This window comes from Tardiphaga sp. GW822-FHT04G09 (genome assembly GCF_058800725.1).
The window spans coordinates 603,636-621,460 of the sequence record NZ_JBXAMO010000002.1; the positions used below are offsets into that span (position 1 = coordinate 603,636).

The window sequence follows — 17,825 nt, forward strand, 5'->3', positions numbered from 1 at the left end:
TGCGCCGTCTGCTTTACGCTAAGCCTGACGCCGCGCATTGTTGCGAGCAATGGAGACTGGAATGACCGATGCAGGGCCCACGCCCGGTTCACAGGTGGATTGGCGGCATGATGTGTTCCGCATCCTGAAGGAGGCGGACGTCAAGCACGTGGTCTATGTGCCCGACGCCGGGCATTCGACGGCGATCCGTCTCGCCGATGAGGACAATGCGATCAATTCCGTGGTGCTGACGACAGAAGAAGAGGGCATCGGCTATCTCGCAGGCGCCTGGCTCGGCGGCGAGCGCGGCGCGCTGCTGATGCAGTCCAGCGGCGTCGGCAATTGTATCAACACACTGGCGCTGCAGGCCTGTACGCGCTTTCCGCTGCTGATGGTCGTGACCATGCGCGGCGACTGGGCCGAGTTCAACGGCTGGCAAAACCCGATGGGGCAGGCGACGGAGAAGGCGCTTAACCTGATGGGCGTGCTGACCTGGCGCGCCGACGAGCCGCAGGATGTTGCGCCGCTGTTGCATGGCGCTGCATCGATGGCATTCAATGGCGATGCAGCCTGCGCATTGCTCCTGGGGCAGCGTTTGATTGGAGAGAAGCAGTGGGTCAAGTAAACGCAGGCGGCGCGCTCGATCGCCGCGAGGTCGTGCAGAAGCTGCTGGCCGGCCGCAAGGATCTGCTTGTTGTGACTGGCCTCGGCTCACCATCCTATGACGTGATGGCGGCCGGCGATCACGACAACAACTATTATCTCTGGGCGGCAATGGGCAGCGCGGCCATGGTCGGCCTTGGCTTGGCCACGGCGAAGCCGGATCATTCGGTTCTGGTCATCACCGGCGATGGCGAGATGCTGATGGGGATGGGCGGGCTTGCCACCATCGCCACCCGCAAGCCGGCGAATCTCACCATCGCGATTCTCGACAACGGGCATTTCGGCGAGACCGGCATGCAGGTCAGCCACGCGGGTCTAGGCGTCAATCTCGATCGCGTGGCGCAGGCCTGCGGCTTTGGGTGGACGCGCGAGATTCGCGACATGGCCGGCGTGGAGGATCTGCGTGGCCGCCTGTCGTCACGCGATGGCGTCAGGCTCGCGACCATCAAGGTGAAAGCCGAAAACCCGCCGCGCGTGCTGCCGCCGCGCGACGGTGTCTATGTGAAGAACCGGTTCCGCGCAGCGCTCGGACACACGCCGCTCTGAACAAAGGGAAGGGCGTTCATCCATATGGATGGATGCCCTTCTGACGATCGCTGGAAGACCCAATGCTGGAAAACCAGTGTGGGAAACAAAAACATCATCAAGGGTAGGGAAACAATGGCGAGCAAGATCACGCGCCGCACGTTCTGCCGCACGGCAGCCGTTGCGGCGTCCAGCATGATGATTCCGGGCACCCAGGCCTGGGCACAGGCGGACCTGCCGAAAAGCCCGATCACGCTGATCGTGCCTTTCGCGGCCGGCGGGGCCACCGACATTGTCAGCAGGCATGTCGCCAGAAAGGTCTCCGATCAACTCGGGCAAACGATCCTCATTGAAAATGTCGGCGGCGCTGGCGGTGTGGTCGGTGCCACGCGGGTGGCGCGCGCCAAGCCCGATGGGCTGACGCTGCTGATGGGCACCATCTCCACCCACACTATCAACCCGCTCATGGCGAAGGTGCCGCCCTACGATCCGGTGAAGGATTTCACGGCGATCTCGATGCTGGTCACGGTGCCCAATGTGCTGATGGTGTCCAAGCAGGTGCAAGCGACCACCGTCAAGGAACTGATCGCACTGCTCAAGGCCGATCCGACCAAATACAGCTATGGATCGTCCGGGGTAGGCACGCCGCCGAATCTGTCCGGCGAGCTGTTCAAGGTGCAGGCGGGCGTGAAGATGGAGCACGTGCCCTATCGCGGCGGCGCGCCGGCCATGAACGACCTGATGGGCGGACAGATCCCGGTGCTGTTCGACGTGCTCAGCGGCGCAGCACCCTTCATCAAGGCAGGCTCGATCCGCACGCTGGCTGTCACCACCAAGAAGCGGTCGCCATCCTTCCCCGATATTCCGACCATCGCCGAGTCCGGCCTGCCTGATTACGAGACCTATACGTGGAACGCGGTGTTCGGCCCGCCCGGCATGGCGCCGGCGCTTGCGGAGCGGTTAAGTGCGGAGTTTCGCAAGGCCGTCGCCGATCCGGACGTGGCGAAGCAATTGCGCGAGCTGAGCGGCGATCCGGTGGGCTCGACCGGTGCCGAGCTCGAAGCACAGGTCAAGGCCGAGGGCGTGAAGTGGGGGCCGATCATTCAGGCTGCGGGTTTGAAGGCTGAGTAATCCGCGAAAGGATAGTCGTTGACCTCACCGAACACCGATCACGCCGCATTTCTGGCGGCCGTGGCCGCAGTTATAAGTAGTAAATATGTTCGCACTGGTGCGGATGCCGATCCCTATCAGCAGGATTGGCGTGCGCGCTATCGCGGCGCAGCCCTTGCGGTAGCACTGCCGGGAAATACCGAGGAGGTGGCAGCGCTGATGGGCGTCTGCCGCCGCTTCGGTGTCGCCGTCGTGCCGCAGGCCGGCAATACCGGTTTGACTGGCGGTGCTATTGCGCCGGACGGATTGGACTGTCTCATCATCAATGTCTCGCGTCTCAATCGCGTGCGCGCGATCGATCCGCTGAACAATGCGATGACACTGGAAGCCGGCTGTATCCTCGCAGATGTCCGGGCCCTTGCCGAACAGCACGACCGTCTGTTTCCAGTGCTGCTCGGCAGCGTCGGCAGTTGCGAGATCGGCGGGCTGATCTCCACCAATGCCGGCGGCACCGGCGTGCTCCGCTATGGCAATATGCGCGAGCAGGTGCTGGGCCTCGAAGTGGTTCTGTCCGACGGGCGGATCTGGAATGGGCTGAAGGCGCTGCGCAAGGACAATACCGGTTATGATCTGAAACAGCTCTTCATCGGTGCCGAGGGAACGCTCGGCATTGTCACAGCCGCGGTGCTCAAGCTGCATCCGAAGCTGACGGCATCGGCCACCGCCATGGTCTCGCTCCGCTCGGTTGGCGATGCCGTGAAACTGTTGCAGCACATCCAGCAGGCGACGGGCGCGCGGCTCGAAGCTTTCGAGCTGATGTCACAAAGCCAGTTGCAGATCGTGCTGCGTCACAGCACCCGGCATGCCAGCCCGATGGCCGGCGATGATCCCTGGTATGTGCTGCTCGAACTGGCCGACAGCGCCGCCGACTGGAATCCCGTCGAGCGTCTCGAGAGTGCTCTGGCGTCGGCCATGGAGCGCGATCTGATCGTCGATGCGGTGATCGCCAGCGATCAGGCCAAGGCCGACCGGATCTGGAACCTGCGGCACACGATTTCGGAATCGAACAAGCGCGAGGGCTTCACCGTGTCAAATGACACGTCGGTGCCGATCTCCGCGCTGCCGGATTTCATCGACCGCGTGACGCTTCGCTTGCGGAAGACATTTCCGCGGGCGCAGGTCGCTCATTGCGGCCATGTCGGTGACGGCAATGTCCATGTCATTATTGTCTTTCCCCACGACATCGGTGATGCCGATGTGCGCGAGGCCGCGGCGGGCGAGGCCAATACGATCGTGCATCAGGAAAGCGTTGCGTCAGGCGGCAGCATCAGTGCCGAACACGGCATCGGCCGCATGCATATCGATCGGCTTCCGCTTTATGCGTCGGACGTCGAACTCGATCTGATGCGGCGTGTGAAGCTTGCGTTCGATCCCGACCGGATGATGAATCCGGTCAAGGTCTTGCGATTGCCGTGAGTGAAGCGGCAGGAGATTCTGCCTGCTTCCTAATGTCGCGCGATGATCTCGCGCTCACCTTTGTAGATGCCGGCTTCGCCGAGCAATCCACCGGGACGACGACGCACCAGAAATTTCGGGCGGCGTTCGCGAATCGCATTGCGGCGGCGACGGCGCTGTGACGGTTCGTAAGTCTTCTCTTCCGGCAATTGCGGAAGCGCGAAGATCTCGCTCCACATCTGCCAGGCCATGTCGATCTCTTCGCGGTCGGAACTGACCAGCAATGGAATCGACAGTGACGGATCGCGATGCGCGAGCATCAGCATCTTGCCGTCGTCGAGACCGCGCAGGGTGACGCCGAGAAAGTCGCTGACGCGCACATTGATCGCCATGCGCATGCCGCTGACGGCCCGATGCAGGACGACCCGGGTACGATGCAGTTCGATATGGCGGACCGCTCCGTCGGCGCGGGTATCATGCGCCTCGAAACGAACCGGAAGTGAATGGGGATCGAGCCGCAATGCGCTGCTCGATCCCGGGGCATGGGCCCCACCTGTCGCTGTTTGATGCCTCACGGCTTTTTATCTCCCCGCCGGAATTATGTTCCCGGTCGATGGAGAGAGCTTGCCAGAGCCGGTTCGGAATCGGCTTAAAAAGCCTGGTTAATCGAATCCGACTGCCCTTCATGATTGACAGAAGCTTGGCAGGCATGATTGACGAACCGTTGCGAGAGCCCTGAAATTCTTTCCTTTTCGGCCCGGCAAATGCTTGAAGTCCCTGTGAAATAAGCACATCTCTAGCAGCGGCCACCGCCGCTTCGGATCTGTTGAAATCGTCTCTCAATGTTGGGATTTTGTTCGTGAACTCTTCACCAAACGCATCGTCGTCTGTCTCCACGAAATCCGACAATACCGATCTGCTCGATCAGTCCGTACTCTCCACGCTGGCGCAGCGTCTCGTCGAAGCTGCCAGGAAGGCCGGCGCGGATGCCGCGGATGCGGTCGCGGTGCGCGGGGTGTCGCATGGCGTCGAAGTGCGCGACGGCAAGGTCGAAGCCTCCGAGCGTTCGGAAGGCGACGACATGGGATTGCGTGTGTTCGTCGGCCGCCGTCAGGCGGTAATCTCCACCAATGACATGTCCGGCGACAATGTCGCGCAACTGGCGGAACGTGCTGTCGCGATGGCGCGCGTCGCACCTGATGATCAATATGTCGGCCTTGCGGATCCCGCGCTGCTCGCCCGGGATTTTCCGAAGCTCGATCTGCTCGATCCCGTCGTGCCGTCGGTGAGCGAACTCGAACGCCGTGCGGTGGAAGCCGAAGCGGCGGCGCTCGCGGTGAAAGGCGTGACCAAGTCCGGCGGCGCATCGGCGTCCACCGGCATCGGCGGAATGGTGCTTGTCACCTCGACCGGTTTCCACGGCTCCTATTTGCGATCGAGCCAGGGCGTCTCGATGACCGCCATCGTTGGCGACGGCACCAATATGGAGCGCGACTACGCTTTCACCTCGGCGCTCCATGCGTCCGATCTGGAGTCGCCGGCCAGCGTCGGCAAGCTCGCAGGCGAACGTACGGTGGCGCGGGCCAATCCGCGCAAGGTGCCGACCTGCAAGGTGCCGGTGGTGTACGATCCGCGCGTTTCGAACTCGCTGGTCGGTCACGTCATCGGCGCCGCCAATGGCGCGTCCGTCGCGCGCAAGACCACGTTCCTGAAGGACAGTCTCGGCAAGCAGTTGTTCAGCAGCAATATCCGTATCATCGACGATCCCCTGCGCGTGCGCGGGTTGCGCTCGCAGTCCTTCGATGCCGAAGGTGTCGCGACGAAGCAGCAGGCGATCATCGACGGCGGCGTGCTCACGACGTGGTTGCTGGATTGCGCCACCGCGCGCGAGCTTGGCATGACCACCACCGGTCATGCCCATCGCGGCGTGTCGTCGTCACCATCGCCCGGCGCGTATAACCTGCACATGGAAGCCGGCGATGTGAGCCCCGAAGACCTGATCGCCGATATCAAGGAAGGCTTTTACGTCACCGATCTGATCGGCTCCGGCGTCAATGGCGTGACCGGCGACTACAGCCGCGGTGCCGGCGGATTCTGGATCGAGAACGGCAAGCTGACTTACGCGGTGAGCGAGATCACTATTGCCGGTCATCTGTTCGAGATCTTCAAGTCGATGACGCCTGCGAACGACCTCACTTTCAAATACGGCGTCAACGCGCCGACCGTGCGCGTCGAGGGACTGACGATTGCCGGACGCTGATCTCGATACAGACAAACGGCTCGCGCACGATGTTGTCCTGATGGCGGACACAGTGCGAGCGGCCGGCGAGCTCGGCCTCGCAATGTTCGGTACAGAACTCAGGAAATGGACCAAGGGCGAATCCTCCCCCGTCTCGGAAGCGGATATCGCCGTCAACGATCTGATCGAAAAGCGGCTCCGCGCGGCGACGCCTGGTTATGGCTGGCTCTCCGAGGAGAGCGCGGACGATGCGACACGGCTCGGCAAGCGTCTGACCTGGATCATCGATCCGATCGACGGTACCCGCAGCTATCTCGCCGGGCGCGAGGACTGGTGCGTCTGTGTCGCCCTGGTCGAGGATGCCCGGCCTGTGATGGCAGCGGTATTCGCGCCATCCACAGATGAATTTTTCCTGGCGGTCAGGGGGCAGGGTACCACCTGCAACGGCGTTCCGGTTGGGGCGACCATGGGCACAGAGATGGATTTCTCTCGCGTCGCCGGTCCGAAGCCGCTGGTCGAGCGAATGGTCCATCCCAGGGAAGACATCACCCTCTATCCGCGAATCGGCTCGCTGGCGCTGCGGTTGTGCTGGATTGCCAATGGCCGGCTGGATGCGGCTTTTGCCGGGGGCAGAGCCGGGACTGGGATCTGGCCGCCGCGGATTTGATCGTCCACGAAGCGAATGGTAAGATGACCGAGCTTTCGGGCGAACCGATCCTTTATAATCGCCGGGAAGTGACGCACGGATTGCTGGTCGCAGCGGGGGCCGAACGTCATGCTTACATCGTTGAGCAGTTCAAAAATCGCCGGATCTAACCGGCAGCACCATTATCTTTGACTTATCTGATCGCAGCCGTTCGCTGCAGGAACAGGATTCATGTCGGACACACCACAGCAACTGCTTCATCTGGTCATCGGGGGCGAGCTGACCAACCTGAAAGAGACGACGTTCAAGGATCTCAGCCAGGTTGAAATCGTCGGCATCTATCCGAATTACGCTTCCGCCTTCGTGGCCTGGAAGGCCAAGGCGCAGCAGACCGTCGACAACGCCCACATGCGTTACTTTATCGTCCACCTCCATCGGCTGCTCGATCCGGGTCAAGACGCGAAGCCGACCGCTTGAAACGACTGCTTCGAAACACGCTGCGCAGCAGCTGGGTTCAGCGCGCCGCGGGTTTTCTCGCGGCCGAATTTTTGCGGCTGGTCTGGAAGACCAACACCTTCACCTTCGATCCCGTCGATGTCTATGACATCGTCGAGCCGCAGATGCCGGTCATCCTGGCGTTCTGGCATGGCCAGCATTTCATGACGCCGTTCATCCGGCAGAAGGACTATCGCGGCGCGGTGCTGATCTCCAAGCATCGCGACGGCGAGTTCAACGCGCTGGCCGCCGAGCGGCTCGGCATCGCGACCGTTCGCGGTTCCGGCGATCATGGCGGCGCGTTTCATCGCAAGGGCGGCGTCGGTGCGTTCAAGGAGATGGTGCGGGTGCTGGAGCGCGGCATCAACATGGCGCTGACCGCCGACGTGCCGAAGCGTTCGCGCGTCGCCGGCATGGGCATCATCATGTTGGCGCGCGAAAGCGGCCGGCCGATCATGCCGTTTGCCATGGCCACCAGCCGCTACGTCCAGCTCAACAACTGGGATCGCACCACCATCAATCTTCCGTTCGGCCGCGGTGTGCTGGTCGGCGGCGAGCCGATCAGTGTCCCGGCCGATGCCGACGGCGCCACGATGGAGACGTTGCGCCTGCAGCTCGAGGCCACGCTGAACGAGGTCACCCAGCGCGCCTATGACGCGGTGGGTCGACCGGAAGGTGCGGGTCGTGGCTAACGCTCTGCCGATCACGCTGCGCGCCTATCGCAGACTGTCTGCGGCGCTGTCGCCGTTGGCGCCGATCCTGATCCAGCAACGGTTGAAGAAGAACAAGGAAGATCCCGCGCGCCTCGACGAGCGCCGCGGCATCTCGCAGATTGAGCGCCCCGCCGGGCCGCTGGTCTGGATTCACGGCGCCAGCGTCGGCGAGGTATTGGCGGCAGCGGCACTGATCGAGCGGCTGCGGGCGCTGGGCATGCGCATCCTGCTGACCTCGGGCACGGTCACCTCGGCCGAGATCATCGCCAAGCGATTCCCGACCGATATCATCCACCAATACATTCCCTATGATTCACCGCGTTTCGTGGCGCGCTTCCTCGATCACTGGAAGCCGAGTCTGGCACTGTTCATCGAGAGCGATCTCTGGCCGAACCTCATCATCTCCGCCGCCAAGCGCCGGCTGCCGATGGTGCTGATCAATGCCCGCATGTCGCAGCGCTCGTTTCCACGCTGGCAGAAATTCTCGGCAACCATCGGCGCGTTGCTCGGCCGTTTCGAGATTTGCCTGGCGCAGTCCGAAACCGACGCCGAGCGCTTCAGCGCATTGGGGTCGCGCAGCGTCCTCGTCACAGGCAACCTGAAGCTCGACGTGCAGGCACCGCCCGGCGACACTGTGAAGCTGGACAAGCTCATGGCGGTAACGCGCGGTCGCCCCGTCATCGTCGCATCGTCGACGCATCCCGGCGAAGAGGAAATCATCCTCGAGACCCACAAGACGCTGATCAGCTTCTTCCCGAAATTGCTGACCATCATCGTGCCGCGCCATGCCCATCGCGGCGCGGATATCGCGCAGATGATCACGGTGGCAGGTGCGCAGGCAGCCTTGCGGTCGCGCGAGGAATTGCCGCATGCAGGCACCGATATCTATGTCGCCGACACCATGGGCGAGCTCGGCCTGTTCTATCGCCTGTCGCCGGTGGTGTTCATCGGCGGCTCGCTGGTGCCGCATGGCGGACAGAATCCGATCGAGGCGGTGAAGCTCGGTGCATCCGTGGTGCACGGCCCGCATGTGTTCAATTTCACCGATGTCTATGACGCGCTCGATGGTGCCGGCGGCGCGAAGCTCGCTGGCTCGTCGGAGCAACTCGTCAAACAACTAGGCCAGATGCTCGGCAACGATGCGGCGCGTGAAGCCTCCATCGATGCCGGGCAGCGTGTCGTCGAACGGCTCGGCGGCGCGCTCGATCGTACCCTGCATGCGCTGGAGCCCTATCTGCTGCAGCTCCGGCTTGAGGCAGGAGCCCACGATGCGTGAGCCGGCGTTCTGGCAGCCGCCGTCGACATGGCTGTCGCGTCTGCTGATGCCGCTTGGCGCGATCTATGGCGAGATCGCTGGCAGCCGCATGGCGCGCAAGGGCGTCGATGTCGGCATTCCCGTTCTCTGCGTGGGCAATTATCACGTCGGCGGCGCCGGCAAGACACCCACCACGCTGGCGCTGGTGCAGGTGCTGCGCGATCTCGGCGAGACGCCGGTGGTGCTGAGCCGCGGCTATGGCGGCCGGCTGCGCGGCCCGGTGAAAGTCGATCCGGCAAGGCACGTGGCTGCGGATGTCGGCGACGAGCCGTTGATGATGGCGCGTCAGGTGCCGGTGGTGATCTCCGGGGATCGCGTCGCGGGCGCAGCGCTGACGCGCTCGACCGGTGCAAGCGTCATCGTGATGGATGACGGCTTCCAGAATCCCGCGATCGCCAAGGATGCTTCGCTGATCGTGATCGACAGCAATCGTGGTCTCGGCAACGGACGCGTGTTGCCAGCGGGGCCTTTGCGCGCGCCGCTCGATCTGCAGATCGCACGCACCGATGCGCTTGTCGTGATCGGCGATGGCGTTGCGGCGACGGGTGTCGCTGCACTGGTCGCCGGCAGGGGCGGCCCGGTGCTGACGGCGCGTCTCGTACCGGACGAGACATCAGTGGCTGCCCTGCGCCGCAAGCGCGTGATGGCCTTTGCGGGAATCGGCGATCCCCAACGCTTCTTCCGGACGTTGCGTCTCGCCGGTGTGGATGTCGCGGTAGAAAAGGCCTTCGCCGATCACCACCCGTATGCGCCCGGCGAGATCGATGCGCTGGTCCTGCAAGCGAAGCGCGATGGCTTGACGCTGGTGACGACGGAGAAGGACGCCGTCAAGCTGCGCATCATGCCGGTCGCAGCAGAGATCGTGCCGTTTGCCGTTACGCTGGTCTTCGAGGACAAGGCGGCGCTGCAGGCTTTGGTGATTGAGAAGCTCAATCAGGCAAGAGTGAAGACGCTGAGATCGTAGGATGGGGTGAGCGTCTTCGCGAAACCCATCACTTCTGTCGCGTTTGATTGATGGGTTTCGCGCCGGCGCAAGTGTGCCTGCGCTCTATCCATCCTGCGGCCTTACTTCTGACCCTTCACCGCGTCCGGATAATGCCGCGCGAGCACCGCGTTCGGCACAGCATAGGCTTCCTGCCGGTCGACGCTCCAGTATTTCAGCTCGTCGAGCGGAATGCGCTCGCCGGTGATGGCGCAGATCACATAGGTGCCAGGCGAGACCACGCGGAAATCGCCATCGAGATATTGCAACTGGGCTTCGCCGTGGCCCGGAGGGCCAAATTTGTTCAGCACGGCTGGTCTCCTGGATCGTCACTAAGTCGTTTTGCCGGATCGTCACCGGCCCTGAATGTCGTCTTGTCGTAGCATAAATAAGGCCGCAGCGTCGCCCGTTAAAGACGACTGCGCGACTCTAGAACAGGCTGCCCTGATCGATCTTAGGCGCCTTTTTCGGCGCGGCCGGCGCCGCAGGCTTGGCCTCGCGCGGAGCAGGCGCTGTGCGGTCGCCATCTGCGGTCACGCCGATGCGTCCATCCGCAAATTCGATGCTCAGGCGGGCGCCCGCTCCGACAGCGGCGGCGGCATGCAGCGCCGCGCCTTGCTCGTCGCGCACCAGCGCAAAGCCGCGCGCCAGCACGCTGCGATAGGAGAGGGCTGACAGTAGCTGGCTCGATGCCTGGACGCGCGCCTGCTGGCGCTGCACCAGCGTCATCAGCGCGCGGCGGGCGCGTTCGGCAAGACGCAACGCACGTTCCCGGTCGCGTGTGATGGCATTGCGCTGCGCCTGCGCATTGGCCAGCTTCGAGGCTTTCAGCCGCACTTCCAGTCCGGCAAAACGATCGCGCCGCTGCCGAAGCAGCGCACGCGCCGAGAGGCTCAACCGTTCGCCCGATACCGTCAGGCGCTGCGTGGCATGGGCGATCTGTGCGCGTAGCACGCGCAGCGTGAGGCCGGCACTGGCCTGCGCGAAGCGGCGATGATGCGCGTGTGTATTGGCCTTCAGCGCGCGCGGCAGCGACGCGCTCGCGCCATCGAGACGCTGGCGCGGAATGGCGAGCAACTCGCTGAGGTCGGGCAAGGCACGCGCTGCAGCGCGCAGCTCGTTGCGGCGGGATTCCTGCCCGCGCTGCCAGCACAGCATCATCCGGCGCTCGAAACCTGATATTTCCACCATCAGTTCGGCGCGCACGGGCACCGCCATTTCGGCAGCGGCCGTCGGTGTCGGCGCGCGCTTGTCGGCGGCAAAATCGATCAGCGTGATATCGGTCTCGTGGCCGACGGCCGAGATCAGCGGGATCATGCTCTCCGCTGCGGCACGCACGACGATTTCTTCGTTGAACGACCACAGGTCTTCCAGCGAACCACCACCGCGCGCGACGATGAGCAGATCCGGTCGCGGAATCGTGCCGCCTTCCGGCAGTGCATTGAAGCCATGGATGGCTGCCGCGACCTGTTCGGCCGAGCCTTCGCCCTGCACCTTCACCGGCCACACCAGCACGCGGCGCGGGAAGCGGTCTTCCAGCCGATGCAGGATGTCGCGGATGACCGCGCCGGTGGGCGACGTCACGACGCCGATCACTTCCGGCAGCCATGGCAGCAACTGCTTGCGCGCTTCGTCAAACAGGCCTTCCGCGCCAAGCTTGCGCTTGCGCTCTTCCATCAGCGCCATCAGCGCGCCGACGCCGGCGGGTTCGATGGCTTCGATGACGATCTGGTATTTCGACGAGCCGGGATAGGTGGTCAGCTTGCCGGTGGCGATGACTTCGAGGCCTTCCTGCGGCTTGAACCGCATCCGGCCGTGGACGCCCTTCCAGATCACCGCCTCGATCTTGGCGCTCTCGTCCTTGAGCGAAAAATAGCAGTGGCCGGAGGAATGCGGCCCGCGAAAGCCGGAGATCTCGCCGCGCACCCGCACGTTCCCGTAAGCGTCCTCCACCGTCCGTTTCAGGGCTGAGGACAGCTCGGAGACGGTGAATTCGGTGGAATTCGTGAGGGGAGCAGCGGCAGTTTTAGGCATCGGGGACTCGAGCTGTTGCGGCACCGAATTAGCATGCTAAAGGCTGTCGCAACCATCAAAAACCCCCGGTCTGGCAGTCTCTCATGAACATTCTCCTCCTCGGTTCCGGTGGTCGCGAACACGCGCTGGCGTGGAAACTCGCCGCCTCTCCGCTGCTGACCAAGCTCTGGTGCGCGCCCGGCAATGCCGGCATCGCCCGGGAGGCCGAATGCGTGGCCCTCGATGTCGCCGACCATGCGGCCGTGATCGCCTTCTGCCAGACAAACAAGGTCGATTTCGTCGTGGTTGGTCCCGAAGCGCCGCTGGCGGCGGGGATCGTCGACGATCTGGCGGCCGTCGGGATCAAGGCCTTCGGGCCGGGCAAGGCCGCCGCGCGGCTCGAAGGCTCCAAGGGCTTCACCAAGGATCTCTGCAAGGCCAACAATATTCCGACCGCCGCCTATGAGCGGTTCAGCGATGCGGATGCGGCGAAGGCCTATATCCGCGCGCAGGGCGCGCCGATCGTGATCAAGGCCGATGGTCTTGCCGCCGGCAAGGGCGTCGTTGTCGCGATGACGCTGAAGGAAGCGGAAGACGCCATCGACATGATGCTGGGCGGCGGCTTCGGCGCAGCCGGCGCGGAAGCCGTGGTCGAGGAATTCATGACTGGCGAGGAAGCCTCGTTCTTCGTGCTGTGCGACGGCGAACATGCATTGCCGCTGGCCGCCGCGCAGGATCACAAGCGCGCTTTCGATGGCGACAAGGGACCGAACACCGGTGGCATGGGCGCCTATTCTCCTGCGCCTGTGTTTACCGATGCGATCCGCGATCGCACGATGAAGGAGATCATCTACCCGACGCTGCGCGCCATGAGCGCGATGGGCACGCCCTATAAAGGCGTGCTGTTCGCCGGCCTGATGATCACCGACGAAGGCCCGAAGCTGATCGAATACAATGCGCGCTTCGGTGATCCCGAGACCCAGGTGCTGATGGTCCGGCTGATGTCGGATCTGCTGCCGGCCCTGATCGCCTCCTGCGACGGGCAGCTCAAGAATTTCGACCTCCGCTGGTTCCCGGATCCCGCGCTCACCGTGGTCATGGCCGCAAAGGGCTATCCCGGCGACTATGAGAAGGGCACCCGGATCGCCGGCCTCGACCGGGCCGAGAAGATCGAGGGCGTCGAGGTGTTTCATGCGGGCACCAAGGCCTCGGGCGACTGGATTCTCGCCAATGGCGGGCGCGTCCTCAACGTGACCGCGTCGGCCAAAACCGTCGGCGAGGCCCAGCGCCGCGCCTATGAAGCCATCGGCCTGATCAACTGGCCGGAAGGTTTCTGCCGCCGCGATATTGGCTGGCAGGCGGTCGCGCGCGAGCGCAAGGGCAAATAACGGTACCCTGGGGTGCTGTTCGGGGAACCGAAGGTTGCATGGCGCGTTGATGGGGCTGTGAGGTACCCATGGTGCACTATTACTTCGACCTCAAGAACGGCACGACAAAGCGCGACCACGCTGGTCAGGAGCTGCGCAGTGACGCCGAAGCGATTGCGCAGGCTAATGTGATTGCCGATGGACTCAGCGCACGGTCGGCGACGCATCAGGACCATGCGCGCCACATTTGCGTCATTCACGAGGACGGGCACGAAGTGACCCGCGTTCCCATCGATATTGCTGCCGGCAAAGCCTCAGCGCCGCGCTTTAAAAAACGCTCGTAGCAGGGTGGCAGACTGGGTTTCCCCCACGGACGGATAGACCTCCGGCGCGTGGTGGCAGGTCGGTGACGCGAAGAACCGCACGCCGGAATCGACCCCGCCGCCCTTGGGATCGGCAGCCCCGTAATACAGCCGCCGGATCCGGGCGAAGGAGATTGCGCCGGCGCACATGGTGCAGGGCTCCAGGGTTACATAGAGATCGCAATCGACCAGCCGCTCGCTGCCGAGCCTGGCTGCGGCCTCCCGGATCGCCAGCACCTCGGCATGGGCGGTCGGGTCGCGGTCCCGGATGGTGCGATTGCCGGCGGTGGCGATCACCTCGTTATTCCCGACGATGACGCAGCCGATCGGCACTTCGCCGGCATTTCCGGCACTTTCGGCCACCTTCAGCGCCAAATCCATGAAAGAAGGTGCGGTCAACGGCTCGTTTCCTGCGCAAAACTCTGCTACGGAGTTGCATTCAGCAAAAGTGGATACTGGTTTTGCGTGACAATGCGCCCCAATGAGCGCGCATTTTCGGCCCGCGAACCGTTTCCGCACCGCTCAACCCAATTCAGCTTCCGCTGCAGTGAGACCCTTCATGCCCCGCGACAACGACAAAAACAACGGCCCCTCGCGCGGCCGTCCTCCGGGCGGAAAAGGCGGAGCCGGCAAGGGCCGCTCCGGCGCCGCACGTGGTCCCGAGAAGAAATTCGCCAAGCGCGATGGCACCTATGCACCGAAACCGGCAGGTGCCGGTGGCGAGAAGCGTTCCTTTGGTGGCAAGCCTTCCGGTGGCAAGTCCTTCGGCGCCAGGCCTTACGCGGGCAAGCGCGATGACGACCGCGCGCCGCGCCGTGACTATGGTGATGCGCCGCGTCGCGATCGTGACGACGCTCGTCCGGCCCGCTTCAACCGCGACGATCGTCCCGCGCGCAGCGGTGGTGGCGATCGCCCGGATCGCGGCCCGCGCAAGGATTTCGGTGACCGCGAGAAGCGGCCCTATTCGCCGCGCGCCGGCGCCGGTGGCGGCGACAAGCGTCCCTACAGCCCGCGTGGAGATTCCCCGCGTGGCGACCGTCCGAATTTCAACAGGGATGACCGCGCCCCGCGCGGCGACCGCGGCGATGCGCGTCCGGCCGGACGCTTCTCCGACAAGAAGTTCGGCGAGCGAAAGCCATACGCGCCGCGCGATGGCGGCGGTGAGAAGCGCCCCTATACGCCGCGCGGCGAAGGTTTTCGCGGCGGCGATGGTGACCGTCCGCGTCCGCGCTTTGATCGGCCGCAAGGTGATCGCAACGATCGGCCGCAGCGTGAGCGCAGTGATCGCCCGCAAGGCGATCGTCCGCGCGGCGACCGGCCCTTCAGCGCCGAGAAGAAGTTCGGCGGCGACAAGAAATTCTCCCGTGGTGCGCCGGATCGCGGCGGCCCGCGCAAGAGCTTTGGCGATCGTCCCGATCGTGGTGGGCGTGATTTCGAGCGCGGCCCTGATCGCAGCGAACAGAAGCCCTGGCAGAAGCGCGAAGGCGGCTCGGATGATCGTGGCAGCCGCAGCGCGCGTCCGCCGCGCGATGGCGCGCGCAATTTCGATCGGCCGAAATTCGACAAGCCGCGCTTCGAGCGTCCGCGCGAGGACCGCCCGGAGCGTGGCGATAGCGAGCGTCCGCGTTTCTCGCGTCCGCGAGAAGATCGCCCGAGCTTCGATCGTCCGCGCGAGCCCCGCGGTCGCACCGACTGGCAGGAGCATGGTCGCAGCGAGCGTCGCGATGGCGACGAGCGTCCGCGTCGTGAGAACGAGGACGACAGCAGGATCTTTGCGAAGCGTCCCGCCTTTGGTGGTCGCGGTGAATATCGCGAGCGCGATCCCGAGCAGCGTCGTCCGGCGCGCCTTCCCGCTGCAAAGAAGGCCGGCGAGCGTATCGCCAAGGTCGTGTCGCGCGCGGGCCTGTGCTCGCGCCGCGATGCCGAGGAATGGGTCACGCAGGGCCGCGTCGCCGTCAACGGCCGCGTGATCAACTCACCAGCGCTCGATGTCTCGACCAACGATGTCATCACCGTGGATGGCAAGCCGTTGCCGGCGCCGGAGCGCACGCGCCTGTTCCTGTATCACAAGCCGCGTGGCCTGATGACGACCCATGCCGATCCCGAGGGGCGGCCGACGGTGTTCGATCATTTGCCCGAGGGCCTGCCGCGCCTGATCTCCATCGGCCGGCTCGATTTCAACACGGAAGGCCTGCTGCTGCTCACCAATGACGGCGGTCTCGCGCGCACGCTCGAACTGCCGGAGACCGGCTGGCTGCGTCGCTATCGCGTTCGTGCGCATGGCGAAGTCACCCAGGCGCAGCTCAATGAGCTCAAGAACGGCGTCGAGGTCGACGGCGTCAAATACGGCTCGATCGATGCGACGCTGGAGCGCGACAAGAGTGCCAATGTCTGGATCGTCTTTGCAATCCGCGAAGGCAAGAACCGCGAAGTGCGCAACGTGCTGGCGCATCTCGGCCTCGAAGTGAACCGCCTGATCCGCATCTCCTACGGTCCGTTCCAGCTTGGTGAAATCGAAGAGGGACAGGTCGACGAGGTGAAGACCCGCGTGCTGCGCGAACAGCTCGGTGAGAAGATCGCGGAAGCCTCCGGCGCCGATTTCGGTCGCCAGCTGCCGAGCAAGGGCGACGTGTCGCTCGATCCGGTGATCGTGAAGAAGCCGGTGCTGAAGCGCTCCACGGTGGAAGACCGCAAGGGCCGTCGCATCCTGGTGCAGCGTGCCGGCTCGGAAGAGTCGCGCGCCCGCAACGAGGACGCGGCCACCTTCGGCGGTCCGCCAAAGAAGCCGAAGCGCGGCTATCACGGCAAGCGCGATCTGAAGCCGCGAGACGAGTGATCCATGCGCGTCGTCGGTGGCCGGCTGAAGGGCCGCAACATCGCATCGCCCACGACTCAGGCGATCCGCCCCACGGCGGATCGCCTGCGCGAGGCGCTGTTCAATATCCTGATCCACGCTTATGAGAATCCGATTCTGGACGCGCGCGTGCTCGATCTGTTTGCCGGCACCGGCGCGCTCGGCATCGAGGCCGTGTCGCGCGGTGCAAAGTTCACGCTGTTCGTCGACAACGGCTCCGAGGCGCGTGCGTTGTTGCGCAACAATGTCGAGGCGCTCGGTCTTGGCGGCGTGACCAAGGTCTATCGCCGCGATGCCGCCGATCTCGGTCCCGCACATCCGGTCGAGCCGTTTTCGCTGGTGTTCCTCGATCCGCCCTATCGCATGAAGCTCGCCGAGAAATCGCTGAACTCGCTGCGCAATGGCGGCTGGCTGACGCCGGATGCGCTGCTGGTGGTGGAAGAAGCGAAGGATGCGGCGTTCGCGGCACCGGACGGGTTTGAAGAACTCGAGCGCCGCGCCTATGACGATACCGAGTTTACATTTCTGCGCGCGATATGATGAGTTCGTAGGATGGGTAGAGAGAAGGCGCGTCAGCGCCGATCGAAACCCATCGACCACAAGCACCACAAATGATGGGTTTCGCTACGCCGACCCATCCTGCAAGATGAGGATCATGCCGATGTCCGCGATTGAATACACCTGGGATCACGTCCATATCCGCACGCCGGACACCGAAGCCACCGCGCAATGGTTCGCCGACATGCTCGGTGCCGAGATTCTGCGCGCGCCCGGCCGCATCGACATCAAGCTCGGCGGCGGCCTGATCTTCCTGGCACCGGTAACGCCGGAGATGGGCGTCAACCCGCCGCCGGTGACGCCCTATCAGGGCCTCGACCATTTCGGCCTGAAGGTGAAGGACATCGATGCGGTGGCCGCATCGCTGAAGGCCAAGGGCGTGGAATTCACCAAGGAGCCGCATACGCTCAAGCCGGGCCTGCGCATCTGTTTCATTCGTGCGCCGCAGGGTGTGTCGATCGAGCTCTTGGAACGCGATCCGAAATATACGTGAGCCGAGCGCGCTTCCTTATCCCTCCCCACTGCGCGTAGCTCCGCGACGCTTGAGGG

General features: G+C 64.1%; 18 protein-coding genes and 1 pseudogene. 15 read left to right on the top strand and 4 right to left on the bottom strand.

Features of this window, described 5'->3' with window-relative positions:
- The first annotated feature begins 61 nt into the window (after positions 1-61).
- The 4 genes from AC1RLZ_RS06600 (at position 62) to AC1RLZ_RS06615 (ending at position 3,753) form a co-directional block, all read left to right on the top strand.
- Positions 62-604 carry a thiamine pyrophosphate-binding protein gene (locus tag AC1RLZ_RS06600; protein ID WP_493187957.1) on the top strand — a complete coding sequence of 181 codons (543 nt, stop codon included), beginning with the start codon at positions 62-64 and terminating at the stop codon, positions 602-604.
- Positions 592-1,188 (top strand): thiamine pyrophosphate-dependent enzyme, encoded by a 597-nt coding sequence (locus AC1RLZ_RS06605; protein WP_493187958.1) that lies wholly within the window; start codon positions 592-594, stop codon positions 1,186-1,188. The genes AC1RLZ_RS06600 and AC1RLZ_RS06605 overlap by 13 nt, the downstream gene beginning before the upstream one ends.
- Positions 1,189-1,302: 114 nt before the next feature.
- Complete coding sequence (locus AC1RLZ_RS06610; protein WP_493187959.1) at positions 1,303-2,298, top strand: Bug family tripartite tricarboxylate transporter substrate binding protein; 996 nt, start codon at positions 1,303-1,305, stop codon at positions 2,296-2,298.
- Between the two features lie 18 nt (positions 2,299-2,316).
- Positions 2,317-3,753, top strand: a complete 1,437-nt coding sequence (locus tag AC1RLZ_RS06615; RefSeq protein WP_493187960.1) for an FAD-binding oxidoreductase — start codon at positions 2,317-2,319, stop codon at positions 3,751-3,753.
- Positions 3,754-3,782: 29 nt separating this feature from the next.
- Here AC1RLZ_RS06615 and AC1RLZ_RS06620 read toward each other — a convergent pair whose 3' ends face one another.
- The gene (locus tag AC1RLZ_RS06620; RefSeq protein WP_493187961.1) at positions 3,783-4,307 is read right to left on the bottom strand and encodes a DUF6101 family protein; all 525 of its coding nucleotides are present in this window, start codon (positions 4,305-4,307) and stop codon (positions 3,783-3,785) included.
- 284 nt (positions 4,308-4,591) lie between these two features.
- Between AC1RLZ_RS06620 and AC1RLZ_RS06625 the strand changes: the two genes are divergently transcribed.
- The 6 genes and pseudogenes from AC1RLZ_RS06625 to lpxK all read left to right on the top strand — a co-directional run bounded on the left by AC1RLZ_RS06625 (position 4,592) and on the right by lpxK (position 10,104).
- Entirely contained in the window at positions 4,592-5,992 is a 1,401-nt protein-coding gene (locus AC1RLZ_RS06625; protein ID WP_493187962.1) for a TldD/PmbA family protein, read from the top strand.
- A pseudogene (locus AC1RLZ_RS06630) lies at positions 5,979-6,787 on the top strand (3'(2'),5'-bisphosphate nucleotidase CysQ). The gene AC1RLZ_RS06625 and the pseudogene AC1RLZ_RS06630 overlap by 14 nt, the downstream one beginning before the upstream one ends.
- Before the next feature lie 61 nt (positions 6,788-6,848).
- Positions 6,849-7,094, top strand: a complete 246-nt coding sequence (locus tag AC1RLZ_RS06635) for a DUF4170 domain-containing protein (protein WP_371423692.1) — start codon at positions 6,849-6,851, stop codon at positions 7,092-7,094.
- Positions 7,091-7,804, top strand: coding sequence for a lysophospholipid acyltransferase family protein (locus AC1RLZ_RS06640; protein ID WP_493187963.1), 714 nt, complete (start codon positions 7,091-7,093; stop codon positions 7,802-7,804). The genes AC1RLZ_RS06635 and AC1RLZ_RS06640 overlap by 4 nt, the downstream gene beginning before the upstream one ends.
- Positions 7,764-9,101, top strand: coding sequence for a 3-deoxy-D-manno-octulosonic acid transferase (locus AC1RLZ_RS06645; protein WP_493187964.1), 1,338 nt, complete (start codon positions 7,764-7,766; stop codon positions 9,099-9,101). Before AC1RLZ_RS06640 ends, AC1RLZ_RS06645 begins: the two co-directional genes overlap by 41 nt.
- Entirely contained in the window at positions 9,094-10,104 is a 1,011-nt protein-coding gene (gene lpxK / locus AC1RLZ_RS06650; protein ID WP_493187965.1) for a tetraacyldisaccharide 4'-kinase, read from the top strand. The genes AC1RLZ_RS06645 and lpxK overlap by 8 nt, the downstream gene beginning before the upstream one ends.
- A gap of 101 nt (positions 10,105-10,205) precedes the next feature.
- Here lpxK and AC1RLZ_RS06655 read toward each other — a convergent pair whose 3' ends face one another.
- Together AC1RLZ_RS06655 and xseA are read right to left on the bottom strand one after the other, a co-directional pair.
- Entirely contained in the window at positions 10,206-10,433 is a 228-nt protein-coding gene (locus AC1RLZ_RS06655; RefSeq protein ID WP_371423696.1) for a DUF2093 domain-containing protein, read from the bottom strand.
- A 118-nt stretch (positions 10,434-10,551) separates the two neighbouring features.
- Positions 10,552-12,156 (bottom strand): exodeoxyribonuclease VII large subunit, encoded by a 1,605-nt coding sequence (gene xseA / locus AC1RLZ_RS06660; RefSeq protein ID WP_493187966.1) that lies wholly within the window; start codon positions 12,154-12,156, stop codon positions 10,552-10,554.
- Between the two features lie 83 nt (positions 12,157-12,239).
- Between xseA and purD the strand changes: the two genes are divergently transcribed.
- Both purD and AC1RLZ_RS06670 read left to right on the top strand, forming a co-directional pair.
- Positions 12,240-13,523 carry a phosphoribosylamine--glycine ligase gene (purD, locus tag AC1RLZ_RS06665; RefSeq protein ID WP_493187967.1) on the top strand — a complete coding sequence of 428 codons (1,284 nt, stop codon included), beginning with the start codon at positions 12,240-12,242 and terminating at the stop codon, positions 13,521-13,523.
- A 71-nt stretch (positions 13,524-13,594) separates the two neighbouring features.
- Positions 13,595-13,846, top strand: coding sequence for a DUF6894 family protein (locus AC1RLZ_RS06670; protein WP_493187968.1), 252 nt, complete (start codon positions 13,595-13,597; stop codon positions 13,844-13,846).
- On the opposite strand, the gene AC1RLZ_RS06675 is transcribed toward AC1RLZ_RS06670, so the two are convergent.
- On the bottom strand, positions 13,817-14,263 hold the full coding sequence (locus tag AC1RLZ_RS06675; RefSeq protein WP_493187969.1) for a nucleoside deaminase: 447 nt from the start codon (positions 14,261-14,263) through the stop codon (positions 13,817-13,819). The two genes, AC1RLZ_RS06670 and AC1RLZ_RS06675, sit on opposite strands and share 30 nt — an antisense overlap.
- Before the next feature lie 160 nt (positions 14,264-14,423).
- Here AC1RLZ_RS06675 and AC1RLZ_RS06680 point away from each other — a divergent pair, with 160 nt between their 5' ends.
- The 3 genes from AC1RLZ_RS06680 to AC1RLZ_RS06690 all read left to right on the top strand — a co-directional run bounded on the left by AC1RLZ_RS06680 (position 14,424) and on the right by AC1RLZ_RS06690 (position 17,769).
- Entirely contained in the window at positions 14,424-16,700 is a 2,277-nt protein-coding gene (locus AC1RLZ_RS06680) for a pseudouridine synthase (protein ID WP_493187970.1), read from the top strand.
- A 3-nt stretch (positions 16,701-16,703) separates the two neighbouring features.
- Positions 16,704-17,258, top strand: a complete 555-nt coding sequence (gene rsmD, locus AC1RLZ_RS06685; protein WP_493187971.1) for a 16S rRNA (guanine(966)-N(2))-methyltransferase RsmD — start codon at positions 16,704-16,706, stop codon at positions 17,256-17,258.
- 121 nt (positions 17,259-17,379) lie between these two features.
- Positions 17,380-17,769, top strand: a complete 390-nt coding sequence (locus tag AC1RLZ_RS06690; protein ID WP_493187972.1) for a VOC family protein — start codon at positions 17,380-17,382, stop codon at positions 17,767-17,769.
- Positions 17,770-17,825 lie beyond the last annotated feature (56 nt).

Excerpts from the sequence above, each read along its gene's own strand:
- AC1RLZ_RS06600 (WP_493187957.1), top strand. The coding sequence starts at position 62 with ATGACCGATGCAGGGCCCACGCCCGGTTCACAGGTGGATTGGCGGCAT.
- AC1RLZ_RS06610 (WP_493187959.1), top strand. The coding sequence starts at position 1,303 with ATGGCGAGCAAGATCACGCGCCGCACGTTCTGCCGCACGGCAGCCGTT.
- AC1RLZ_RS06635 (WP_371423692.1), top strand. The coding sequence starts at position 6,849 with ATGTCGGACACACCACAGCAACTGCTTCATCTGGTCATCGGGGGCGAG.
- AC1RLZ_RS06645 (WP_493187964.1), top strand. The coding sequence starts at position 7,764 with ATGACGCGGTGGGTCGACCGGAAGGTGCGGGTCGTGGCTAACGCTCTG.
- lpxK (WP_493187965.1), top strand. The coding sequence starts at position 9,094 with ATGCGTGAGCCGGCGTTCTGGCAGCCGCCGTCGACATGGCTGTCGCGT.
- xseA (WP_493187966.1), bottom strand. The coding sequence starts at position 12,156 with ATGCCTAAAACTGCCGCTGCTCCCCTCACGAATTCCACCGAATTCACC.
- purD (WP_493187967.1), top strand. The coding sequence starts at position 12,240 with ATGAACATTCTCCTCCTCGGTTCCGGTGGTCGCGAACACGCGCTGGCG.
- AC1RLZ_RS06680 (WP_493187970.1), top strand. The coding sequence starts at position 14,424 with ATGCCCCGCGACAACGACAAAAACAACGGCCCCTCGCGCGGCCGTCCT.
- rsmD (WP_493187971.1), top strand. The coding sequence starts at position 16,704 with ATGCGCGTCGTCGGTGGCCGGCTGAAGGGCCGCAACATCGCATCGCCC.
- AC1RLZ_RS06690 (WP_493187972.1), top strand. The coding sequence starts at position 17,380 with ATGTCCGCGATTGAATACACCTGGGATCACGTCCATATCCGCACGCCG.